Source organism: Devosia soli (assembly GCF_000970455.1).
Lineage (GTDB): Bacteria > Pseudomonadota > Alphaproteobacteria > Rhizobiales > Devosiaceae > Devosia > Devosia soli.
In genome coordinates, this window is sequence record NZ_LAJG01000014.1 from 135,687 (window position 1) to 157,319 (window position 21,633).

General features: G+C 60.5%; 25 protein-coding genes. 17 read left to right on the forward strand and 8 right to left on the reverse strand.

What is annotated here, in order from left to right:
- Window positions 1-54: 54 nt before the first annotated feature.
- Window positions 55-996 (forward strand): hypothetical protein, encoded by a 942-nt coding sequence (locus VW35_RS04715; RefSeq protein WP_052951499.1) that lies wholly within the window; start codon window positions 55-57, stop codon window positions 994-996.
- A 151-nt stretch (window positions 997-1,147) separates the two neighbouring features.
- On the opposite strand, the gene hisI is transcribed toward VW35_RS04715, so the two are convergent.
- Entirely contained in the window at window positions 1,148-1,597 is a 450-nt protein-coding gene (gene hisI, locus VW35_RS04720; RefSeq protein WP_046142484.1) for a phosphoribosyl-AMP cyclohydrolase, read from the reverse strand.
- A 109-nt stretch (window positions 1,598-1,706) separates the two neighbouring features.
- On the opposite strand from hisI, the gene VW35_RS04725 reads away from it, so the two are divergent.
- Window positions 1,707-2,126, forward strand: coding sequence for an EVE domain-containing protein (locus VW35_RS04725; protein WP_046141877.1), 420 nt, complete (start codon window positions 1,707-1,709; stop codon window positions 2,124-2,126).
- A 17-nt stretch (window positions 2,127-2,143) separates the two neighbouring features.
- Here the strand turns inward: VW35_RS04725 and folE are convergent, their stop codons facing one another.
- Window positions 2,144-2,767, reverse strand: a complete 624-nt coding sequence (folE, locus tag VW35_RS04730) for a GTP cyclohydrolase I FolE (RefSeq protein ID WP_046141878.1) — start codon at window positions 2,765-2,767, stop codon at window positions 2,144-2,146.
- A gap of 148 nt (window positions 2,768-2,915) precedes the next feature.
- Between folE and VW35_RS04735 the strand changes: the two genes are divergently transcribed.
- From VW35_RS04735 to VW35_RS04755, 6 genes are all read left to right on the forward strand, one after another.
- Window positions 2,916-3,347 carry an iron-sulfur cluster assembly scaffold protein gene (locus tag VW35_RS04735; RefSeq protein ID WP_046141879.1) on the forward strand — a complete coding sequence of 144 codons (432 nt, stop codon included), beginning with the start codon at window positions 2,916-2,918 and terminating at the stop codon, window positions 3,345-3,347.
- Window positions 3,344-3,655, forward strand: a complete 312-nt coding sequence (gene yidD, locus VW35_RS20900; RefSeq protein WP_083982434.1) for a membrane protein insertion efficiency factor YidD — start codon at window positions 3,344-3,346, stop codon at window positions 3,653-3,655. Before VW35_RS04735 ends, yidD begins: the two co-directional genes overlap by 4 nt.
- A gap of 358 nt (window positions 3,656-4,013) precedes the next feature.
- The gene (gene thrS, locus VW35_RS04740; RefSeq protein WP_046141880.1) at window positions 4,014-6,002 is read left to right on the forward strand and encodes a threonine--tRNA ligase; all 1,989 of its coding nucleotides are present in this window, start codon (window positions 4,014-4,016) and stop codon (window positions 6,000-6,002) included.
- A gap of 2 nt (window positions 6,003-6,004) precedes the next feature.
- Window positions 6,005-6,229, forward strand: a complete 225-nt coding sequence (locus tag VW35_RS04745; protein WP_046141881.1) for a hypothetical protein — start codon at window positions 6,005-6,007, stop codon at window positions 6,227-6,229.
- Window positions 6,230-6,244: 15 nt separating this feature from the next.
- The gene (arfB, locus tag VW35_RS04750) at window positions 6,245-6,676 is read left to right on the forward strand and encodes an alternative ribosome rescue aminoacyl-tRNA hydrolase ArfB (RefSeq protein ID WP_046141882.1); all 432 of its coding nucleotides are present in this window, start codon (window positions 6,245-6,247) and stop codon (window positions 6,674-6,676) included.
- 23 nt (window positions 6,677-6,699) lie between these two features.
- Window positions 6,700-8,076: a phosphohexomutase domain-containing protein gene (locus tag VW35_RS04755; protein WP_046141883.1), complete on the forward strand. Its 1,377-nt coding sequence runs from the start codon at window positions 6,700-6,702 to the stop codon at window positions 8,074-8,076.
- Window positions 8,077-8,136: 60 nt separating this feature from the next.
- Here VW35_RS04755 and VW35_RS04760 read toward each other — a convergent pair whose 3' ends face one another.
- Entirely contained in the window at window positions 8,137-9,939 is a 1,803-nt protein-coding gene (locus tag VW35_RS04760; RefSeq protein WP_046141884.1) for a hypothetical protein, read from the reverse strand.
- Between the two features lie 136 nt (window positions 9,940-10,075).
- Complete coding sequence (locus tag VW35_RS20425; RefSeq protein WP_161796859.1) at window positions 10,076-10,807, reverse strand: rhomboid family intramembrane serine protease; 732 nt, start codon at window positions 10,805-10,807, stop codon at window positions 10,076-10,078.
- A gap of 180 nt (window positions 10,808-10,987) precedes the next feature.
- Between VW35_RS20425 and VW35_RS04770 the strand changes: the two genes are divergently transcribed.
- The 3 genes from VW35_RS04770 to VW35_RS04780 all read left to right on the forward strand — a co-directional run bounded on the left by VW35_RS04770 (window position 10,988) and on the right by VW35_RS04780 (window position 13,206).
- On the forward strand, window positions 10,988-11,641 hold the full coding sequence (locus VW35_RS04770; protein WP_046141885.1) for a PAS domain-containing protein: 654 nt from the start codon (window positions 10,988-10,990) through the stop codon (window positions 11,639-11,641).
- A gap of 125 nt (window positions 11,642-11,766) precedes the next feature.
- The gene (locus tag VW35_RS04775; protein ID WP_046142486.1) at window positions 11,767-12,348 is read left to right on the forward strand and encodes a PilZ domain-containing protein; all 582 of its coding nucleotides are present in this window, start codon (window positions 11,767-11,769) and stop codon (window positions 12,346-12,348) included.
- 231 nt (window positions 12,349-12,579) lie between these two features.
- A complete protein-coding gene (locus VW35_RS04780; protein ID WP_052951501.1) occupies window positions 12,580-13,206 on the forward strand; it encodes a transglutaminase-like cysteine peptidase in 627 nt (208 codons plus the stop codon).
- Between the two features lie 82 nt (window positions 13,207-13,288).
- Here the strand turns inward: VW35_RS04780 and VW35_RS04785 are convergent, their stop codons facing one another.
- Window positions 13,289-13,618 (reverse strand): DUF6949 family protein, encoded by a 330-nt coding sequence (locus VW35_RS04785; protein ID WP_046141887.1) that lies wholly within the window; start codon window positions 13,616-13,618, stop codon window positions 13,289-13,291.
- A 116-nt stretch (window positions 13,619-13,734) separates the two neighbouring features.
- Between VW35_RS04785 and VW35_RS04790 the strand changes: the two genes are divergently transcribed.
- Entirely contained in the window at window positions 13,735-14,394 is a 660-nt protein-coding gene (locus tag VW35_RS04790; protein ID WP_152662483.1) for a hypothetical protein, read from the forward strand.
- Window positions 14,395-14,432: 38 nt separating this feature from the next.
- On the opposite strand, the gene VW35_RS04795 is transcribed toward VW35_RS04790, so the two are convergent.
- From VW35_RS04795 to VW35_RS04805, 3 genes are all read right to left on the reverse strand, one after another.
- Window positions 14,433-14,651, reverse strand: a complete 219-nt coding sequence (locus VW35_RS04795) for a DUF3126 family protein (protein ID WP_046141889.1) — start codon at window positions 14,649-14,651, stop codon at window positions 14,433-14,435.
- Window positions 14,652-14,767: 116 nt separating this feature from the next.
- Window positions 14,768-15,592 (reverse strand): serine O-acetyltransferase, encoded by an 825-nt coding sequence (cysE, locus tag VW35_RS04800; RefSeq protein WP_046141890.1) that lies wholly within the window; start codon window positions 15,590-15,592, stop codon window positions 14,768-14,770.
- Window positions 15,593-15,673: 81 nt separating this feature from the next.
- Entirely contained in the window at window positions 15,674-16,444 is a 771-nt protein-coding gene (locus VW35_RS04805; RefSeq protein WP_046141891.1) for an alpha/beta fold hydrolase, read from the reverse strand.
- A 227-nt stretch (window positions 16,445-16,671) separates the two neighbouring features.
- On the opposite strand from VW35_RS04805, the gene VW35_RS04810 reads away from it, so the two are divergent.
- From VW35_RS04810 to VW35_RS04830, 5 genes are all read left to right on the forward strand, one after another.
- On the forward strand, window positions 16,672-16,917 hold the full coding sequence (locus tag VW35_RS04810) for a zinc-finger domain-containing protein (protein ID WP_046141892.1): 246 nt from the start codon (window positions 16,672-16,674) through the stop codon (window positions 16,915-16,917).
- An 8-nt stretch (window positions 16,918-16,925) separates the two neighbouring features.
- Complete coding sequence (locus VW35_RS04815) at window positions 16,926-18,104, forward strand: FAD-dependent monooxygenase (protein WP_046141893.1); 1,179 nt, start codon at window positions 16,926-16,928, stop codon at window positions 18,102-18,104.
- Window positions 18,105-18,187: 83 nt separating this feature from the next.
- Entirely contained in the window at window positions 18,188-19,522 is a 1,335-nt protein-coding gene (locus tag VW35_RS04820) for a TCR/Tet family MFS transporter (protein ID WP_083982438.1), read from the forward strand.
- Complete coding sequence (locus VW35_RS04825) at window positions 19,497-19,982, forward strand: GNAT family N-acetyltransferase (protein ID WP_046141894.1); 486 nt, start codon at window positions 19,497-19,499, stop codon at window positions 19,980-19,982. The genes VW35_RS04820 and VW35_RS04825 overlap by 26 nt, the downstream gene beginning before the upstream one ends.
- Before the next feature lie 31 nt (window positions 19,983-20,013).
- Window positions 20,014-21,582: a cryptochrome/photolyase family protein gene (locus VW35_RS04830; protein WP_046141895.1), complete on the forward strand. Its 1,569-nt coding sequence runs from the start codon at window positions 20,014-20,016 to the stop codon at window positions 21,580-21,582.
- Window positions 21,583-21,633: the final 51 nt, after the last annotated feature.

A 21,633-nucleotide genomic window follows, 5' to 3' on the forward strand; every position in this document is an offset into this window, starting at 1 on the left:
GACGCGATGGCCCGAACACATATGCCACCTCTCTTTCGCCTGATTGCCTGTGCCATGCTCAGCCTGAGCGCAATTTCCCTTGCCGTCGACCCGGTCGTCATTGCGCAGGAAAGTGCAGAAATTCCGCCCCTGCCCCGTCCACGGCCGGATCGTGATGCGACGACGGCAATTCCTGCTGGCGAGGCGAAGGGCACTGCGACGCAGGCGATCGAGGCGATAACGACTACGCCGCAATCGGTAACGCTTTCCGCTCGGATCACGCAGGACGGCCCGGCCATCCCCGACGGCGTCGTTTGGCGCGTGTTCGATACAGTGCCGGATGCATCAGGCAACATGAAGCTGGTCGCTAAATCTGAGGAAGGCACGGCCAAGCTCGATCTGCCGCCCGGCGAATATGTTGTGCACGTCGCCTATGGCCGGGCGCAGTTGAGCGAAGCTCTTTCTGTGACGACCGGGAACAACGAAAAGATCATCGACCTTGAGGCCGGCGCGCTGCGCCTCAACTCAGCTGTAACGGGCGATATCCCGATCGAGCCCACGCAACTGCACTTTGACATTTTTACCGCTGGTGAGGAAAGCAATCGCGTTCTGATCGCGGAAAACCTGCCGCCGAACGACATCATCACCCTCAACGCCGGCACCTATCACATCGTCTCACATTTCGGGACCATCAATGCCGTCGTTCGCGCCGATCTGCGGGTCGAGGCGGGCGAACTGACCGATGCAACGCTCTACCACCACGCAAGCGAAGTTTCGCTGAAACTGGTTTCGGTCGAAGGCGGCGAGGCGATCGCCGACGTGGAATGGACCATCAAGACTCCTGACGGCGCCACCGTCTTTACCGACCGCGGCGCGTTCCCCACGACCGTTCTTGCGGAAGGCGACTATCTGGTTTTGGCCAAGCAGGGCGAGAAGGTTTATAACCGCGAAGTCCAGGTGGTTTCAGGCGGCTCACGCGAAATCGAGGTGCTGACCAGCGTTTATCAGGGCGGGTAGGCTAGACTCGGCTACGGCCCCCAGGCTCCATGTGCCGTCACCACCGGGCTTGTCCCGGTAATCCAGGCGAAGGCTAGATGGATTGCCGGGACACGCCCGGCAATGACGATGTAGCTTACGTCCCGGACGACCTCATCGAGCCGCGAGTGATCTACTTTCCGTAAACGTTTTTCGGATCGAACAGTCTGTGCAGACCCGTGTCTTGAAGCCGTGCCGAGCCATCCGTGAGCTCCACACGCCGATAAAAGCAGCTTTTGCGGCCGGTGTGGCAGGCGGCGCCGCGGCCGGTTTGGCGGACGGTCATGACGAGGCAATCCTGGTCGCAGTCGGTGCGCAGCTCGACAACCTCCTGTAGCTCTCCTGAGGTCTCGCCCTTCTTCCAGATCGCCTTGCGCGACCGCGACCAATAGTGGGCGATGCCGGTCTCTAGAGTAAGGCCAAGCGTTTCGGCGTTCATATGCGCGACCATGAGAACGTCCTTGCTGCCCTCTTCGATCGTCACGACAGTGATCAGCCCGTGCGCGTCAAAGCGTGGGGCGAACTCGGCGCCCTCTTCGAGTTCTTCGTGGCTCAGGGATTTGGGATCGGCAAAAATGGTCATTCGGATCAAGCTCATCAGGTTGCGTGGCTCTAGCGCGACTTCGCAGCAAATGCCACTGCCGAAATCTGGCATGTCTCCGGTCTAGTCTCTGAAGCAAAGGAGATGGTTCATGACAAAATTCTGGATCGCAGTGGCGTCAGCCGGGCATGCGCGCCGGGGCAAGGTCGGCTTCATGCAAGTCAACCACGGCAAGAAAGCCCCGCTTCAGCGCATTCGCGCCGGTGATGGCATTGTTTATTATTCGCCAGCAGAAACGATCGACGGCAAGGACAAACTGCAGAGCTTTACGACCATCGGGCGCGTCCGAGACGAAGAGCTCTATCAGGGCGAGATGGGCGGTGATTTCACGCCCTGGCGCCGCAATGTCGATTACCTTGATGCCACCGAAGCGCCGATTACGCCTCTGCTCGACGGGCTCGAATTCACACGCGGAAACCGCAACTGGGGTTACCAGATGCGGTTCGGTATCTTCGAAATCTCCGAAAACGACTTCCGGGTCATTGCGGAGGCGATGCGCGCCGAAATCTGAGCGGGCAGCGGAAACCTCTAGCGCCGGTTGATCATCACGAAGAAGCGATCCTGCTCGATCCGGTCTTCCGCGAAGACGCCGGTGAACCGATGGGTGATGGTCTTGACGTCGTGCGCTCGCACACCGCGCATAGTCATGCACATGTGCTCGGCCTCGAGCATCACGGCGGCACCGCGCGGATTGAGGTTTTCGTTGATGGCATCGATGATCTGCGCGGTCATCGTTTCCTGCGTCTGCAGGCGACGGGCGAAAACTTCCACCAAGCGGGCCAGCTTGGAGAGGCCGACCACGCCATCATGCGGCAAGTATGCGATATGCGCCTTGCCGTAGAACGGCACCATGTGGTGCTCGCAATGGGCATAGAATGGGATATCGCGCACGAAGACGATGTCATCATAGCCGCCGACTTCCCGGAAGGTTTTTGAGAGGATTTCCTTGGCGTCCTGGCCATAGCCGGCGAAGAGTTCGCCATAAGCTTTGGCGACACGCGAAGGCGTTTCAAGCAAGCCTTCACGGTTCGGATCGTCACCGGCCCAGGCAATCAGGGTACGCACGGCTGCCTCTGCTTCTTCGCGCGTCGGACGCGGCAGAGCCGTGGATGACAAAGGCGCAGGAAAAACCGATTTGATAGACGCGTCCACGGCGAACTCCTAAGGCTCATTGACCAGGGTTAACTACGCAACCTCATGCCGTTTGGACCAGTCGGGGATCTTATAACCCTGGCAGTCCTTATAGGTCCCCCTATATAGAAGGCGGACAAGACAGGAACAAGAAGCCGAATTTTTGTAGATGGCGCTGAGCGAGCTCTATTCGGACAAGATTCTCGAGATTGCTGGAAATGCAATCCAGCCGGGCCGTTTGGCGGCTCCGGACGCATCTGCGCGCAAAGTTAGCCGCGTCTGCGGCTCGATCATCGAGGTCGACATCGCCGTGGCCGATGGGATCATCACCGGATATGGCCACACGGTTTCCGCCTGTGCCCTGGGGCAGACTTCAGCGGCGATCGTGGCCAAGGCCGTCGTCGGGACAAGCGTTTCAGATTTCACGGCACTGCGCGCACAGATGCTGGCTATGCTGAAGGATGGGGGGCAACCGCCAGACGGAAAATGGTCGAATCTGGCCTATCTCGAACCGGTAAGGGATTTTCCGGCGCGCCATGCCTCGACCATGCTGGTGTTCGACGCGGTCTGCGACGCTATCGAGAGCTTGAAGGCTCGATGAGAGACGCCCTTTTGCTTCTTGGGCGCGCTATCGATTTTCCGTTCAAGCTCGCGGCCGTTTTTCTGATTACGCTCTATCGCTACACTCTGTCGGCATTCGTCGGGCGGACATGCCGGCACATGCCGAGCTGCTCTGAATATACGCGAGACGCCATCTGGCAATTCGGTTTCTGGCCGGGCGGCTGGATGGGGTTGTCGCGGTTCTCCCGGTGCCGTCCGGGAGGCACGCATGGCTACGATCCGTTGCCGGAGGCAGCGCCCAGCAGGGCACGGTGGTATTTGCCCTGGACCTATGGGCGGTGGCGGTGATCGGCTGAGTGCTCGCCCTGCGACGGACAGCCATCTGTGAGCTCAAAGGTCCATCGTCATCGCCCGGCTCGTCCGGGCAATCCACCTTGCCTCCGCATGGACCACCGGGACAGGCCCGGCGCTGACGACATGGAGATGCGGGCAGAAGGGTGGGCGCGGCACCATCTCTCCACTCGCACGTCATCGTGGTTCGAGGGCTCACCTTGTGCGGCACCTCGCCATTCGGACTTCAGAAGACTTGCGCCAAACCAATGACACCAGTGCATCCCTAAGGGCTGGCATGACGGCAAAAGCATGCTATTCAGGCCGCCTTGCAGCGAATGGCGCTGCATAATTTCCAATTTTCTGGAGACTTCAAATGTCGATCATGGTGACGTTCCCCGATGGTGCATCTCGCGAATTTCCGCGCGGCACCACCGGCACCACCGTGGTCGAGGGAATCTCCAAGTCGCTGGCCAAGAAGACGGTTGCGATGCGCTGGAACGGCGTGCTTTCGGATCTTTCCGATGTGCTGGAAGCCGACGGCAAGATCGAATTTGTGACGCGCGATTCCGGCTCCAAGGACGTGTTGGAGCTGATCCGGCACGATGCCGCGCACGTGCTTGCCGAAGCCGTGCAGGAGCTTTGGCCGGATACGCAGGTGACGATCGGTCCCGTGATCGAGAACGGCTTTTATTACGACTTCTACCGTCCGGCAGGTCCGTTCACGGAAGATGAGCTGCGCATCATCGAAAAGAAGATGAGCGAGATCATCGAACGCGGTGCGGCCTTCACCAAGGAGGTCTGGAGCCGCGATCAGGCCAAGGATTTTTTCCGCGCCAAGGGCGAAGACTTCAAGGTCGAGCTGGTTGATGCGATTCCGGCCGATCAATCGCTGAAGATGTATAAGCAGGGCCAGTGGATCGACCTCTGCCGCGGGCCGCACATGCGAACCGTCAAGGATGTCGGCCAGGCGTTCAAGCTGACCAAGGTGGCCGGCGCCTATTGGCGCGGCGACAGCAATCGCGAAGTGCTGAGCCGCATCTACGGCACGGCTTTTGCCACCAAGGAAGAGCTCGACGCCTATCTCCTGATGATGGAAGAGGCGGAAAAGCGCGACCATCGCAAGATCGGCCAGGACCTCGACCTATTCCACTTCCAGGCCGAGGCGCAGGGTTCGGTGTTCTGGCATCCGCGCGGCTTCGTCATCTATAATCAAATGGAAGCCTATATCCGCCGTCGTCTCAACTCCTCAGGCTATGTCGAGGTGAAGACGCCGCAGCTGATGCATTCCAAATTCTGGGAAATGTCAGGCCACTGGGGCAAGTATCGCGAAAACATGTTCGTGGTGCCCGACCAGGTGCCGAACACGGAAGACGACAAGCCGATCTTCGAGAACGGCGGCGACCTCCTGGCGCTCAAGCCGATGAACTGCCCGGCACACGTGCAGATTTTCAACCAGGGCATCAAGAGCTATCGCGACCTGCCGCTGCGCATGGCCGAGTTCGGCTGCTGTCACCGCAACGAGGCCCATGGTGCACTTCATGGCCTGATGCGCGTGCGGCAGATGACCCAGGACGACGCGCACATCTTCTGCCGCGAAGACCAGATTCAGAGCGAGACGGAGCACTTTGTGCACCTGCTCTATTCGGTTTACGGGCACCTCGGGTTCGACAATGTGGTGATCAAGCTCGCGACGCGGCCGGAGAAATTCGGCGGCACGATCGAGCGCTGGGATACGGCCGAGAAGGCGCTGGGCGATGCCCTGCGCGCAACAGGCTATGACTTCGAGATCGCCGAAGGCGAAGGCGCGTTTTATGCGCCCAAACTCGAATTCCATCTCAAGGACGCGATCGGCCGCTCGTGGCAGGTCGGGACGCTGCAGCTCGACTATGTGCTGCCCGAGCGCCTGAATGCGACCTATGTCGCCGAGGACGGTTCGCGGCAGTTTGCCGTGATGCTGCATCGCGCGATCCTGGGATCGCTCGAGCGCTTCATCGGCATCCTGATCGAGAATCACGCCGGCAAGATGCCGATGTGGCTGGCGCCGACCCAGGTCGTCGTTGCGACTATTGTGTCGGAAGCGGATGAGTATGGGCAGAAGTTGGTCAACCAGCTTCAGGCTGCCGGCATCCGCGCCGAGCTCGATACGCGCAACGAGAAGATCAACTACAAGGTGCGTGAGCACTCGGTCCAAAAAGTGCCGCTGATGTTCGTCGTGGGCAAGCGCGAGGCCGAGGAAGGCACGGTTTCCGTGCGTCGCCTGGGCACCGAGGGTCAGAAGGTGATGCCATCGATGGAAGCGATCGTCTCGCTTCTCGCCGAGGCGACTCCGCCCGATCTCAAGGACAAGGCGCAGGCAGCCTAAGAATGCCGCAGCGTCCGTCCAATCGCGAAATGAAGGCGCTTTATCATCTGGGCGAGGACAATGTCCTTGGCCCGGATGACTTCAAGGATATCGGCGAAAAGACCTTTGCCGGCATGCTGAAGAAGAAGTGGGTCGAAGAGGTCGAGCCGGGCAAATTCCGGACGACGGAAAAGGGCCGCATCATCCATGATGAAGAGGTCTATTTCACTGGCCGCTGGAAACGATAAGGACAGCGCGGGATCATGGCCGACCCAATCGCCATTACCCGCTCTGTTTCCATCGATCCATCCGAGATCGAGGAAACGTTCGTTCGCGGCGCAGGACCCGGCGGACAAAACGTCAATAAGGTCGCAAGCGCGGTGCAGTTGCGCTTCGATCTAGAGAATTCCCCAAACATTCCCGAGCCGATGAAGCGGCGCGTCGCGGTGCTTGCGGGCAGCCGGCTGACCAAGGATGGCGTGATCGTCATCCAATCCAACAGCCATCGCGACCAGCCGCTCAATCGCGCCGAGGCGCTGGCGCGGCTCGTGGCATTGCTGCGCGAGGGTGCCTTCGTGCCCAAGCCGCGCATTGCAACCCGCCCTACCCTTGCCTCGAAGAAGCGGCGGCTCGATGCCAAGACCAACCGGTCGGGCATCAAGCAGGGCCGCGGCAAACCAACATTCGAAGACTGAACCTCAACCCTCCGGAAGCATTCATGACCCTGAAATTCGGCACCAGCGGCGTACGTGGCCTTGTCGTTGACCTCAAGGGCCAGCCGGCCCGGCGCTATGTCGCCGCGTTTCTCAAGCATCTGCAGAGTTCGAAGCAGATGACTGGCGGACGGGTGCTGGTGGGCTATGACCTACGGCCATCGAGCCCGGGGATCGCCGATGATTGCCTTGCGGCGATCGCGGCATCGGGCTTCGAGCCCATCGACTGCGGCGCCGTACCGACGCCGGCGCTGGCGCTGCAGGCCATGACGACGGGAAGCGCGGCGGTGATGATCACGGGCAGCCATATTCCGGCCGACCGCAACGGGCTCAAGTTTTACAAACCCGCGGGCGAAGTCAGCAAGGCGGACGAACTCGGGATCGTTGCCGCGCTGAGCGAAGCCGACGTGGCCGATTGGGATGGCGAAGCGAAGAACGAACATGTCGTGACGCTCAAGGCCTATCGCGATCGGTGCGTCGGGCTGCTGGCCAAAGGCGAGCTCAAGGGCTGGACGATCGGTGTTTTCGAGCACTCGACCGTGTCCCGCGATCTTCTCGGCGACGTGCTCGGTGCGCTCGGTGCCCAGATCGTACCACTCGGCCGGAGCGAGACTTTCGTGCCGGTCGATACCGAGGCCTTTTCCGATTCTCTTTTTGCCCCGCTGCCGGGATGGGTCAACGATCATGGCCTCGACGCTATCGTCTCCGCCGATGGGGACGCGGATCGGCCGCTGGTGATGGATGCGGAGGGAAAGTTCGTGCGGGGCGATGCGCTGGGACTTCTTGCGGCGCGGTTCCTTGGGGCCAAGACGGTGGTCACGCCGGTGACGTCAAACTCCGCCATCGAGCGCACCGGCTATTTCAGCGATGTCGTCCGCACGCGCGTGGGGTCGCCCTTCGTTGTCGCGGAGATGGAGAACGCCGAAAAGGTCGTGGGCTTTGAGGCCAATGGCGGAACTTTCGTGGGCGATGGGTTTGACCTTGCGCCGCTGCCGACCCGCGACGCTATCCTTCCCGTAATCGCTGCCCTCGGCCTTGCCGCCGCCGAGGGAATATCGGTGGCAGAGCTTATCCGGCGCCTGCCGCTGCAGGTTGCCGTTGCCGATCGCCTGCAGAATGTGCCGGCCGAACGTAGCGGGCCGTTTCTTGCGCGATTGCAGGAAGACAGCGCTTATGCTGCCGAGGTTTTCGCGCCGCTCGAAATTGCCAATGTGAATGCAATCGACGGACTGCAGTTTCACCTCAAGAGCGGCGAGACTGTCCACTTCCGGGCATCAGGGAATGCCCCCGAATTGCGATCCTATGTTGAAGCCGGAACAGCGGAACGCGCAGCGGGATTACTCGCCTGGTCGATGCGTGCATTGGAAAAAGCAGTTCGGTAAGAAGCTGCCCAAAACGACAGCGGAATAGAACGGGGCGGCTCCAAGGCCGCCCCTTCTGCATTATTTCGCGGAAGCGCTGATGTTGACCTTTTCGATCAGCGCAGCGGGGTTTTGTTCGGCGGCCGCGAACTCCTCCATACCGATGCCGGGATCGTCCTTAGCTTCGATGGAAATATTGAGAGACTTGGCCGTGCCACTGACGAACTGGTTGATCGCCTTGCCGAGCTTGGCGGCATCAGCAGCACCGGCGAGCATGCCGACGACCGTGCCTTCTGCCAGCCCCGCGAAGACCGGTCTGAGCGTTGCTGGATCGGCGCCCTGCTCCTTGCCGACGACGGCGAGGATAATATCAGACAGGCCCGAATCGGTGACGTCGAGGTTCAGCGCCTTCACGGCGACGCCCATGCCGGCCATCAAGGCTTCGTTTTCATCCATCGAGAACAGCGCCGCCGTCGCATTGGCGATCGTGCCGGACAAGACGATGCTGGCAAGATCAACCCCGCTGACCGAAACCTCTTCGATATCGATGGCCTCGGTCTCGGCATTCCAGGCAGCCGCAATGCGGAACCCGGCGTCGATATCCTTGACGCCGAGGGCGATTAACTGGGCGAGTTGCTCGTCGCTGGAATCTTCGGGCAGCTTGGCCCGGATACCGGTCGCAGACGTATCGACATCGCTCGGGATCCCGTTGATGTAGTTGGCCAGCGTCATTTCAAAATTGTCGACATCGGCCACGATGCGTTCCCCGTCGGATTCCGGGTCAGCAATGTCTATGGCGAGACCGGTCAGCGAGAAGCCTTCAAACGCCGGGATGAGAGCGCGCGCATTCTCATCGAACCAGGATTCTTCGATTTCTGCGGGAGCATTGGAGAGCGCATCGATGGTCGTCGTCAGATCGAACGGCTTCATGGTGAAATTGTCGAGCGAGACTTTGCCATCCCCCTCAACCGAGATGGCGAAATCGTTCATCGAGATTTCGGGATAGATGCCGGGGGACAGGCCAGCCATTGTCATGCTGCCGACCGAGAAGGACATGGGCGCGCCTTCATCATCGACACCGTCGCAGGCAAAGCCGTCAAAGGTGAACTCCGAACTTTCGAAGGCCGTCAGAATATCGGCGTACATGGCGACAAACTTGCCGAGTAGAGCCGGGTCGGTTGATTCGGGGTTGGCTTCCATTTCCTGGGCCAACGCCATCACGTCGACGAAGGACGTCTTGATCGGCCGGCCACGAACTTCCGCGCCGCTGATGGGACCGATGTCGCAGCTTACGTCTTCGGCTTCGAACGTGCCGCCGTCCATGATGAAGTCTGCATAGAGCGTCTCCATCTCATCGGAGGAGCCTGCTTCGACGAGGCCATAAATACCCAGCATGCCGCCGATGTTCAGGTTCTTGACCGACATGGCGTTGAGATCGGCATGTCCCTCCTTGCCGGTGATGAAGGACGAACCGTCGATGCTGGCGCTCGCTGCGACGCCGTCGACAACATCCTCGAGCACTAGATTGGTGAAGGTCAGGGTGGCGGTTTCATCCTCGGCGGTAACCGTCACGGTGATTTCTGGTACCGTGATGCTCGATGCATCAAGGGTTGCCAAAGCCTCGGCATTTTCAACGAGATCGCCGCTGAGAATGGCCTTGATGGTGTCGGCATCGATGCTCGAATCAACCGCATCGACCGAGGGAACGGACACTTCGATTTCTGCCGGCGCCGTCGGCGCGGCTGTTTCAGCAGCAGGCTGCTCGGCAGCAGGTTTGGTCTTGGTTTTCTGAGCCATGGCGGGAACGGCAGGCAGCGCGACGCTGACGAGACATGCTGCAGCGATCGTTGCCAGGCCGCGCCTGTTGGTGACGTTCAAAAACATGTGGTTCTCCCATCGGCTGGCGGACTTATGCACCGTCCCGCCCAGCAATCTCAGTGAAAAGAAATATCCGCGTATTTTTCGTCGTGCAAATGCAAGTGGTGCCACAAAGACCAAGAAATGAGGCGCTTTTGGAGCTTCAGCTGCGACGCTCGAAGAGACCGACCATGAGAAGACCTGCAAAGAAGCCACCGAGATGGGCCTGCCAGGCAACGCCAAGGCTGCTGCCCATCAACAGGGGCGCCAAGGGCACGGCCGCGTTGAGCACCAGCCAGATGAGCGTAAAGAAGCGCGATCGTGGATTGACGAAAACTTCCTTAAGGCTTGCAAGCCTCCGACCGAGAACGATGCGCTCGCCGGTTTCGGACTGGGCATAAAGAACAGGCTGAAAGATGAACCGCACCGCTGCGCCCGTCAGCCCGGCGACACCACCCGAAGCACCGACGAGATAGGCGCCCGAATTCAACGAAGTGGCCGCAAAAGCTGCTGCACCACCGGCCGCCGAGACAAGAAAAATAGCCAGCATCGGCCCTGCCCCATAACGGCGCGCGACCGGCGTCGCAAAAATCACGAGCCAGGCGACGTTGACGAGCAAATGATCCCAGCCTCCATGGATGAAGGCGTGGGAAAACGGGGTCCAGAGCAGCGGGATGGCGACTGTCCAATCCTGGGACGCCAGCACGATCCGCAAGGGCTGGAAGGCGAACCAGAAATAAAACTGCGTGAGCGCCTCCTCGTTAAGCACCGTGGTTGACGCCAGGTGAATCGCAACCAAAACGCCCACGAGGACGGTAACCGCGCCTGGCAGCAGGAAAATCGGCTCACGCGCCGATTTGCCTTCAGAACCGGGCGATTGGTCAATTTCACTCATCATGTCACTCCTCGGCCCGCGCACGCCCTGGCTTACGTCGATCTTTTCCACATTGGGACACCGGCGTTAACCTTAATTAATCTTTAAGCGGGCATTCGCCGCGCCGATTTGCCATTGTCTCGATGCGGCTGGCTCTCTGGGGAGAGAGGATGCCGCTCACCAAATAAGCGGGTCCATACCATGCAGATGCCGAGCACCAATACGCTCTATACCTATTGGAACACGATTCGTGGCGCCCGCAGCGCTCCGGACCGCAAGGACATCGACCCGACCCGCATTCGTGAAGCGCTGGCCAACACCTTCATTCTCGAACTGAACGAAGACGATAAGTTTTCATTCCGTCTGGCCGGTTCGCATCTCTGCACCAGCTATTGCCGTGAACTCAAAGGCCGCTCCTTCTCGGCGCTTTGGCACGATCGCGACCAGGACGCGATGGAAACCCTGATCCGCGCCGTGACCGAAGACCATGCGGTTGCGCTCGTCACCTTCCAGGGCTCGACCGCACTTCACACCAAGACATCGTTTGAAATGGTTTTGATGCCCCTCAAGCATAATGGCTCGAGCCACACACGCATCCTGGGCGGCATGACCGCCACGGACGAGCCCTATTGGCTCGGTGTGCAGCCGATTGCCGAGCAGCGGATCACTGGCCTGCGGCTTATCTGGCCGGACGAAATGCCGCGCGAGGAAAGCATCCGCGAAGTGGCGACCAATGTGGTCAACGACATTGCTTTTGCCGCACCGGCCGCCAGCCTGGGCATGACGACAACGCTGTTCGGGCGCACTGCCCGCCGCTACGCACACCTTGCCGTCATCGATGGCGGCCGCAACTAAACCTCACCATGCGTTAACCAAGACCCGATAGCCTACTTGCACTTTTGGTGCGCGCAGGGACCGGTGAACGCATGCTTAGTGATGACCTCGATTCCGCACGCCTGACCCTTGCTGCCTCGTCCAAAATGTCTGATGCGAAATTCCAGCGCGTCAAGGTTTCGATTCTTGGGCGCTACATGCTTGCCGACCGGCGCGAATTTCCCTGCCAGGTGCTTGAAATGTCACCGGGCGATGCTGTCGTCATCGCTCCCGTGGCAGGGATCGAGGGCGAGCGAATCATCGCCTATCTCGACCATCTCGGCCGCATCGAAGGCTCGATCCTCAAGCAGGTGGATGGCGGCTTCCTGATGGACATCGCCGCCACGCCGCGCAAGCGCGACAAGATGGCAGCGCAGCTCACCTGGCTTGCCAACAAGGACCTGCTCAACCTGCCCGAAGATCGCCGCCACGAGCGCGTGGTGCCCGATATCAGGCATTCGACGGTCGTGCTCGACGACGGTCGCCGCTATAATTGCAAGATCATCGATATCTCGCTTTCCGGCGCAGCCATCGAGCTCGACGTGCGCCCGGCCATGGGCACTCCGGTAACGCTCGGGCGCATGCGCGCGCGCGTCGTGCGGCATTTCCAGAACGGGGTTGCGGTCGAATTCGCGGCGGCCCAGGAAATGCTCAACGTCGTGCAGCAGAATCTGCGCGTCATGAACTGAGGCGCCTGGCGCTTTATCTCTACATCCAGGTCATCTTGTCCCAGCCCTCCCTTAAAGAGAGTGGCTGGGAACGGCTATTGGCGCGCCCTCGCAGGACGGTAAACAACTCCCTGCCCCCGCCCCTAAAACTCGCGTCAAATTCGCCTAAAACACGCGTAAAAACTGCCCTTTAGTTTTCGGACCGGGGCAAGCGGCGGTCCTTAGCGTGGTCTCCATCAGGGAGATCGCGTTATGGCAATCAATTACAGGCGTCTTGTCGCCGCAACTTTGGCGATGGCGACGCTGGCGCTCGGAGCGCAACCGAGTGCGGCAATCGACTTTACCAATGCCGCCTTCGTGCAGGTGGCTCAGGGCAATGCATCTATCCCCGTGGGTCACCTCGACTTCTGCCGGAGCCGGCCGGCAGAATGCCAGGCCAATGCGACGGTTGAGCCGGCCGTGTCGCTAACGGAAACCAACTGGCAGCAGCTGGTTTCGATCAATGCCCACTTCAACCAGACCATCATTCCGGTGACGGACGAAGAGCTCTATAAGGTGGAAGAGTTCTGGACCTATCCGACGGGCGGATATGGCGATTGCGAAGACTTCGTGTTGGCCAAGCGGCGCGCGCTGATCGAGGCCGGCTGGTCCCCAAGCACATTGCTGATCGCTGTCGTGCGCCAGAGCGATGGCAGTGGCCATGCCGTGCTCATGGTGCGCACCGATCGCGGCGATCTCGTGCTCGATAACCAGGCTTCCGCCATCCGCCTCTGGAACGAGACTCCATACCAATACATCAAGCGCCAGTCCCAGGCGAATGCCGGCCAGTGGGTCGATATGCTGGACGATCGCATGACCATCGTGGCGACGAGCCGATAACAGTTTCCGGGCCCGCCCATCCAATCCCTGATAGGGCCTGAAGAGCAGAGCCGGCTTCGCAAGAGGCCGGCTTTGCTGTTTTTCAGAATGGACCGCGGGTGGTCATCACATAAACGCTCATGAAAAAGAGGCCGGTAACGAAGGCCCAGCTGAAGGCGACCAGCGCGCCAATCAGCGCCGAGGTCATCGACAGGGTGCCGTCGTCTTCATGCTGCCAGCCCATTTGCAGCATGATGTAGGGCCCGCAGACGATGCTCATGGCCAGGTGCCCCGCTGCGCCGAAAAGCGTGCGGCCATCAATGCGCAATATCGCCTGCTGCCGGGCGAGCGCCTGATAAAGATGCGTGCCCGCCCCAGCAATGCACAGCCCCACACCCATGATGAACGCCGCAAGCAGAAGTTCGCGCGTCATGACAGCCCTCCGTACGCCTACCGACCCGGAAGGCGACAACTCTTAACCCTTCGGTAACCATATTGCGGCTGAAGTGGGCTGTCACCTTGCACCACGAGAACTGGTTAACGCTGGTCATGTCCGTTTCTCCGCAGTCTGCTCCTGCCCCGGCGCATATTTCGGCCATGGTGCAGAACCTGGCCCTGATCGCCCTTGGCGTCATGCTGGCGGCTGTCGGCGCGGCCTATCTTGTCGATCAGGCAAGCCGTTCGGACGGCAGGCGCTTGCCGGCCCTGACCGATAGCGCGGTCATCGCGCAGACGGTTGGCGGCCGTGAACTGACGATTCCGGAAAACTGGTTCCGCTTCGGCGAACAGATGCAAAGCGGCTTTGTCAGCCAGGTCGATCTCTCGGTCGAGCTCGCGCTCGGTCCGGTCGAAGTGACGCTGCTACCGCGATCGCGCGCCAAAACAAGCAGCGAGCTGCTCGACACGGTCTATGTGCACCAATTCAAGCCGGGGCAGATCAATGGCGTGCCGGGGCTGGTCGGCCAGCGGCTCGACGATAAGGACGGCTATGTCGGGGAAACGGTGTGGTACGACGCGCTGGCGCCAAGACCCTTCGTCGCCAAATGCATTGCGGCGGTAGAACCGGGCGCGCCGGACAAGTGCGTCCGCACGGTGCATCTCGCATCGGGCCTCGCGGCTATCTATAGCTTTGAGGCTGGTGTGTTGCTGCGCTGGCGCGACTTCGACGCGGACATGGCGCTCTGGCTCGATCGCATCGGCGCCCAATAGGCCACGTGCACCGCCCGTCAGGCGATGCACGGATCAGCTTATTCGATGTCGTCGAGATCGATATCGAGGATCGACATCGAAAACATGTAGGATTTGTCGCCGTCTTCGTCGTCGACATGGATGAGGCCGATCGATTCTTCGCCGATGAAGACCTCGACGGAGTCGTTGAGCTTGGCGCGCGGACGGACGTCGATGTTCTTGTTGTTGAACGTCCGTTGCAGGAATTTCTGCAGCTTGATGATTTCGGGATGGTTCACGGCAAACGTCCTGCTGTCTGAGATTGGGCGCAATCTAGTGTTTGAGGGGCGGCTGGCAACCCCCGAAAAACCCTTTTTAGCGGTGACAACCCGAGCCGGCAGCTTGGCGCGCGGTCTCAGTTCTTGTCGTAGACAAGCACCATCTGGTCCATCACCAGGGCCGGCTGGGCGCAGCCGGCTTCGCCAATGACCTTGGCCGGAACGCCGGCGACGGTGGTCCGCGGCGGCACTTCCTTGAGCACGACCGAGCCGGCGCCGATACGCGAGCAATCACCGACCTGGATATTGCCAAGCACTTTGGCGCCAGCGCCGATCAACACGCCATTGCCGATCTTGGGATGACGATCCTGATCGGACTTGCCGGTGCCGCCAAGGGTGACATTTTGCAGCATCGAAACATTGTCGCCGACGACGGCGGTCTCACCGATCACAAGGCCGGTGCCGTGATCGAGCATGATGCCCTTGCCCATGACGACGGCTGGATTGATATCGACCTGAAAAACCTGGCTCGCGCGGCTTTGGAGGTAAAGCGCGAAATCGCGGCGCCCGGCTTTGAACAGCGCGTGGGCGAAGCGATGTGTCTGGATCGCCTGGTAGCCCTTGAAATAAAGAAGCGGCTCGATGGCGCGGTGGCATGCGGGATCGCGTTCGAGGGTTGCAGCGAGATCAACGCGCGCGGCTTCACCGATCGCCGGCGTATCGCGCAGGACTTCCGCGAACGTCTGGCGGATGATGTCGGCGGAAACGTCTTCGTGATCGAGGCGGGAGGCCAAGCGATGCGCAAGGGCCTCTTCGAAGGTTTCGTGATTAAGCACCGTCGTCAGCGCCATCTTGCCGAGCGCAGGATCGGTATCGAGGATCTGGCGGGCACCGGCGCGGACCGCTTCCCAGACAGGATCCACCGTCTTGATCTGTGCCGACTTGTGGGCAATGCCGGTCATGGCGCCAAACTCCGCTTTATCGAGACTTACCGATATAAGCCATCTCATTGCCCAACTCAAAGGGTTGGCGACGGATTTGGTTCACGGTTTCCGATGAGAAGGAAAAGTTCTTCCCAGAAACTCCAGCGCCGCTGCCTTGAATTTGGTGTCGCCAGTCGCCCGCATATGGTCGCGGCGCGGAATGACGAAGCTTTCGCCATGGGGCAACAGCTCGGCCAGCGGCTCCGGCGGCGCAGCCATTTCGTCCACTTCGCCGATGGCAACCAGCACCGGCACCTCGATCCTTCGCACATCGGCACGAGCCATTGGCTGGCGCGAAGTTTCCATGCATGCGGCAAGCGCTTCGCGATCCGAGCCGGTGTGATCAGCAAAAATCCGGAACTGTCGGGCTGTCGGATGCGTGAGATCGGCGAGGCGCGGTGCGCGAAGACCGGCAATAATGTCATTGCCGTCTGTGAGGCCGTTGATGAGATTCATTCCCATGCCGCCGAAAATGGCCGCGGCGACGCGCTCCGGATGATGGAACGCGAGGAAGGCCGCGACGCGTGCGCCCATGGAATAGCCGAGTAGCGCCACATGCTCTTCCCCCAGATGGTCGAGGAGCGCGATGGCATCCTCCATCATCCGTTCGGGATAATAGGCTTCAGGATCATGGGGCTTGTCCGACTGCCCATGGCCGCGATGATCAAAGGTGATGGCGCGATATCCAGCGCCAACCAGTGTCTCGACCCAGCCTGTGTCGATCCAGTTGACTTTGCCGCTCGAAGCAAAGCCATGAATGCACAGCACGCCAGGCCCGTCACCGGCGGTTTCATAGGCGAGGGAATAGCCGCTGGACTGAAACATCGGCATGGCGAACTCCTTTTGAGGGAGTGTTTAGCTGCGAGAAGACGGATGTGCCAAGACCGATGTCATGATCGGGAATCGCAGGCGCCCTTTGTTGACGACGCTTAGAAGGGTGATCAAGAATGGCGCGGACGCTGCAAACGTCGACCGCGTGGCCATCCCACCCCGCCCCTTCCCTTCTGCGCCTCACTTGGCTATGGTCCGGCGCAAATCCCGACCCCACAGGTTTGACTATGGCACACGGCACCACGCCTCATTTCCACAACACCGAAGGCCTGCGCAGCATCGAGGTTGGCTCCAAGGAATTCCAGTGTGTCGGCGCCCTGCCCCCGTTCGATCATCCCCATGTCTTTCTCGACATGGGCAAGGACACCGAAATCGTCTGCCCCTATTGCTCGACGCTCTACGTGTTCAAGGCAGAGCTCGGCGCCGGCCAGGCCAAACCCGCTTCGGCGATCTTCAAGGCCTACGCTGCCTGAGCCTGAACATGCCCGCATCGGGCCGTAGCTATATCATTGCCGGGGCCGGCATTTCCGGCCTCACCCTGGCGCTGACCCTCGCCAAGTTCGGGGCGACCGTTGTCGTGCTCGAACGGAATGCGACGCTGCAGGAGGCTGGCGCCGGCCTGCAGATCAGCCCCAATGCGCGGCATGTGCTCGACAGGTTAGGGCTTGATGTTGCCATGGCCCATTATGCCATGGAGCCGGCAGCTCTCGACAGCTACCGCGGCTGGGAGACCAAGCCGTTTTTCAGCATGGAACTCGGGCCGCTGATGACTGAAAAGTTCGGCGCTCCCTATGCCGTGATGCACCGGGCCGACCTTGCCGACGCGCTTTACAAAGCTACGCGGCGGTTCGCCAATATCGATATCATCTTTGGCGTGCGGAACTGGGACGTGGCCTCCCATGCGCGTGGGGTCACCGTTTCTGTCGATGAAGCCGACGGGCAGACCCGAACGACGCGGGCCAATGCCTTCATCGGCGCCGATGGCGTTCATTCGCATACGCGCCGCGCAATTCTACAAGGGCCCGATGCAAAATTCGGCGGACGAATCGCCTGGCGGGCCTTGGTCTCGGCGGACTCTGTTGCAGGCCAGATCGCTCCCGATCGTGTTTCGGTGTTCTTCGCTGCCGGCTATCATCTCGTTTGCTATCCCCTGCCACATCGTCGCCAGGTCAATCTGGCGCTTTTCCTGCCCGGCAAGGCAGAGGCACAACCGCAGCTACCCAAGCTGCAAGCCCGCGGCGTTATCGGTGTCTTGCTCGCGGCAGCTGGACAGAACTGGACGCCGTGGCCGCTCTACACGGTCGAGACGCCGGTCTGGCATCGGGGGAATATCGGCCTCGTCGGGGATGCCGCACACGCCATGGTGCCCTTCCAGGCCCAGGGAGCAGCCATGGGCATCGAGGACGCGGCGACACTCGGTCCGCTGCTTGCCGAATCCGACGAACCGGAATCGGCCCTCATGCGTTACGAGGCGATAAGACGGCCGCGGGTTCAGCGCGTAGCGAAACTCTCGGCAGCCAATGGGCGGATTTTTCATATGCGATGGCCACTCACCCTGGCGCGCGACACGGTGATGCGACTGCAAGGACCGCAGGGGCATCTCAAAAGACTGGGCTGGATTTACGGGCACAATGTCGCGCCGGAGGAAACCGGACTTTAGGGCTTCGGCCCTTGCGTTGCGTTGGTGGCCCGTGTCAATTGCCCGACACTGGCGAGTGGGACTGAAAGGGAACGGAACACCGCATGCAAGCTGCGACACGCTCCCGACTGGCCCTTGCCTGCATTCTCACCACAGTTCTCATCGACATGATCGGCGTCGGCATAATCGTGCCGGTTTTGCCAGAACTGCTCGAGGAATTGACCAGAGGCAGCGTTGCCAATGCCGCGGTCATCGGCGGCTATCTGGTGTTTGCTTATGCCTCCATGCAGTTCTTGTTTTCCCCTGTTCTCGGCAACCTTTCCGATCGCTTTGGACGCCGGCCGATCCTGCTGGCGTCACTCCTCGGGCTGACGTTTGATTATCTGATGATGTCGATTGCGCCCTTCGTCTGGTATCTTTTCATCGGGCGGATCATTGCGGGTATTGCGGGCGCTGCGCTGGCTACCGCAACCGCCTATATGGCTGATATTACCCCGCCTCATAAACGGACCCACCGGTTCGGGCTGATCGGCGCCGCTTTCGGGCTCGGTTTTATCATCGGGCCGGTGATCGGCGGCGAACTCGGCGAACTGGGGCCACGCGTGCCGTTCTATGCTGCGGCAGCTCTCGCCTTTTCAAACTTTCTTTTCGGCCTTTTGGTATTGCCTGAGAGCCTGCCCAAGGCCAATCGGCGCAAGTTCAACATCAAGCGTGCCAACCCCTTGGGTGCAGTGGCGGCTCTTCGGCAGTATCCCTCGGTGCTGTGGCTCCTAGCGGTACTGTTTTTCCTCCAGCTCGCAACTCAGGCGCTGCCGACCATCTTCAGCTATTTCACGGTCGAGGTGTTCAACTTCACCTCGTCGACCATCGGCCGAACGCTTGGAGCCTTCGGCATCGGCTTTGCGTTCAGCCAGGCCGTGCTGGCCGGGCCGCTATCCAAAGGCATCGGCGAACCGGCGATCGGCATTGTGGGCCTCTTGGCGGCAGCAGCAGCTTTCGCCGGCATTGCGTTTTCGGCCGACGTCTATCAGCTCTACCTCTTTATCGCGATCGGAACGGTCAGCGGTCTCGCTCCGCCGGCCATCAACGGTTTGCTGTCGCGTCAGGTGCCCGACAATAGCCAGGGCGAATTACAGGGCGCCGTCAACGCGGCGAGCTCGCTTGCGACCATCATCGGGCCGCTGGCAGCGACGCAGATCTTTTCCTATTATTCTGACACATCCGTTTCGGGCCATTATTTCCCGGGTGCACCCTTTATCGCCTGCGGCGTGGCGGTGGTAATCGCGCTCCTGATTTTTGCCGCCGCGGCCTGGCGCTTCGAGCTTGGCCACCGGCCGAGCATTGCGGACTACCCGCATGTCCCGGATCTGCCCAAGCCTGGCCAATTGCGCATTGCCCCGATCGAGGAAGACAATGACGACAATACGCGCCGCCGTTGACGATGATCGAGACGCGATCCTCTCGATCATCGCGCCGGTTTTGCGCGCCGGCGAAACCTACGCGATCGACACAGACCTCAGCGATGAGCAGATCCTCGATTACTGGTTCATGCCGGCGCATGCGGTGTTCGTAGCTGACGACAGCGGCAAAATACTCGGCACGTATTACCTGATGGCCAACCAGCGTGGCGGCGGCAAGCATGTCGCCAATTGCGGCTATATGGTTTCGCCGGAAGCGCAGGGGCGTGGGCTGGCGCAGGCAATGTGCGAACATTCCCAAGGCATTGCCAAGAACCGCGGCTTTCTCGCGATGCAGTTCAACCATGTTGTTTCGACCAACACGCGCGCCGTAGCGCTTTGGCAGCGCCTCGGATTCGAAATCGTCGGCACGCTGCCCAAGGCATTCCGGCACCCGGTGCATGGGCTCGTCGACAGCTACGTGATGTTCAAGACGCTCTGAACCGGCAAGGGGCCAGAAGCGTAATAGCTACATGGCTATCCTGCGCTTCATCCTCGGCGACCAACTTTCACGAAACATCGCAACACTGCGGGATCTCGATCCCGAGCGGGATGTGGTGCTTATGGCAGAGGTGGGCAGCGAGTCGACGGTTGTGGGATTTCACAAGCAGAAGCTTGCCTTCATCTATTCGGGGATGCGGCACTTCGCCGAGGATCTGCGGCGTGAGGGCATCACGGTCGACTATGTGGCGCTGACCGAAGCGGACAATACTCAAAACCTCGAGGGCGAACTCAATCGAGCCCTGGCGCGACACAATGTCGATGGCGTCGTCGTTACCGAGCCTGGGGCGTGGCGCGTCAAGGACATGATGACCGGCTGGGAAAGCCATCTGGGCGTGCCCGTCGAGGTGCGCGAGGACGATCGGTTTATCTGCAGTCACGCTCGCTTTGCGGCCTGGGCTGAAGGCCGGCAGAGCTTTCGTATGGAATACTTCTACCGCGAGATGCGTCGCGAAACTGGCCTGCTGATGGAGAACGACGGACCAATCGGCGGGCAGTGGAATTTCGACGCTGAGAATCGGCAATCGCTGCCCGATAACTACCGGCCACCGGAGCGGCTACGGTTTGAGCCAGACGCCATAACGCGCGCAGTGCTGGAACTCGTCACCGAGCGATACCACAAAAATTTCGGCGATCTCGAACCCTTCGAATGGGCCGTGACCCGTCAAGGCGCGCTGCAGGCGCTTGATCATTTCATCGAGCATTGCCTGCCTGACTTCGGCACCTATCAGGATGCGATGAAATCGGGCGAGCCGTTTCTAAACCATGGGCTGATTTCACCCTACCTCAATATCGGTTTGCTGGACCCGCTGGAGGTGTGCCGGGCGGCGGAGCGGGCGTATCTCGATGGGCAGGCGCCTCTGAACGCTGCCGAGGGCTTCATTCGGCAGATCATCGGCTGGCGCGAATATGTGCGCGGAATCTATTGGCTGAAGATGCCGGACTATGCGGAAACGAACCATCTCAAGGCCAATCGTGACCTTCCGTGGTTCTACTGGTCCGGCAAGACGCGAATGAATTGCCTCGCAAATGCGATCGGCGACACGCGGCGGCATGCCTATGCGCACCATATCCAGCGGCTGATGGTCACCGGCAATTTCGCGCTTCTGGCGGGGATCGAGCCGCGGCAGATCGAAGCCTGGTATCTGGCGGTCTATATCGACGCCTTTGACTGGGTCGAGCTGCCAAACACCCATGGCATGGTCATGTTTGCCGATGGCGGCCTTCTGGCTTCGAAGCCCTATGCGGCGTCCGGCGCCTATATCAACCGCATGTCGGACTATTGCAGCGGTTGCGTCTATAGCCCGGCGACCAAGGATGGCGAGAAGGCCTGTCCGATCACCCTGCTCTACTGGAATTTTCTGATCGAGAACCGACAGAAGCTGCAGGGCAACCGGCGCATGGCGATGCCATATCGGAACCTCGACCGGATGAATGCCACGCAGCGGAAGAGTATCGAGGCGCGCGCGAGCGCGTTTCTGAATGGGCTATCGGCCACCGAAGACGAGCCGGAGGCGCCGCAGATGCGGCTGGATGTCTGAGCTTTTCTGCAGCCACAATGAAAACACCCTCGGGTTGGGCCCGAGGGTGAT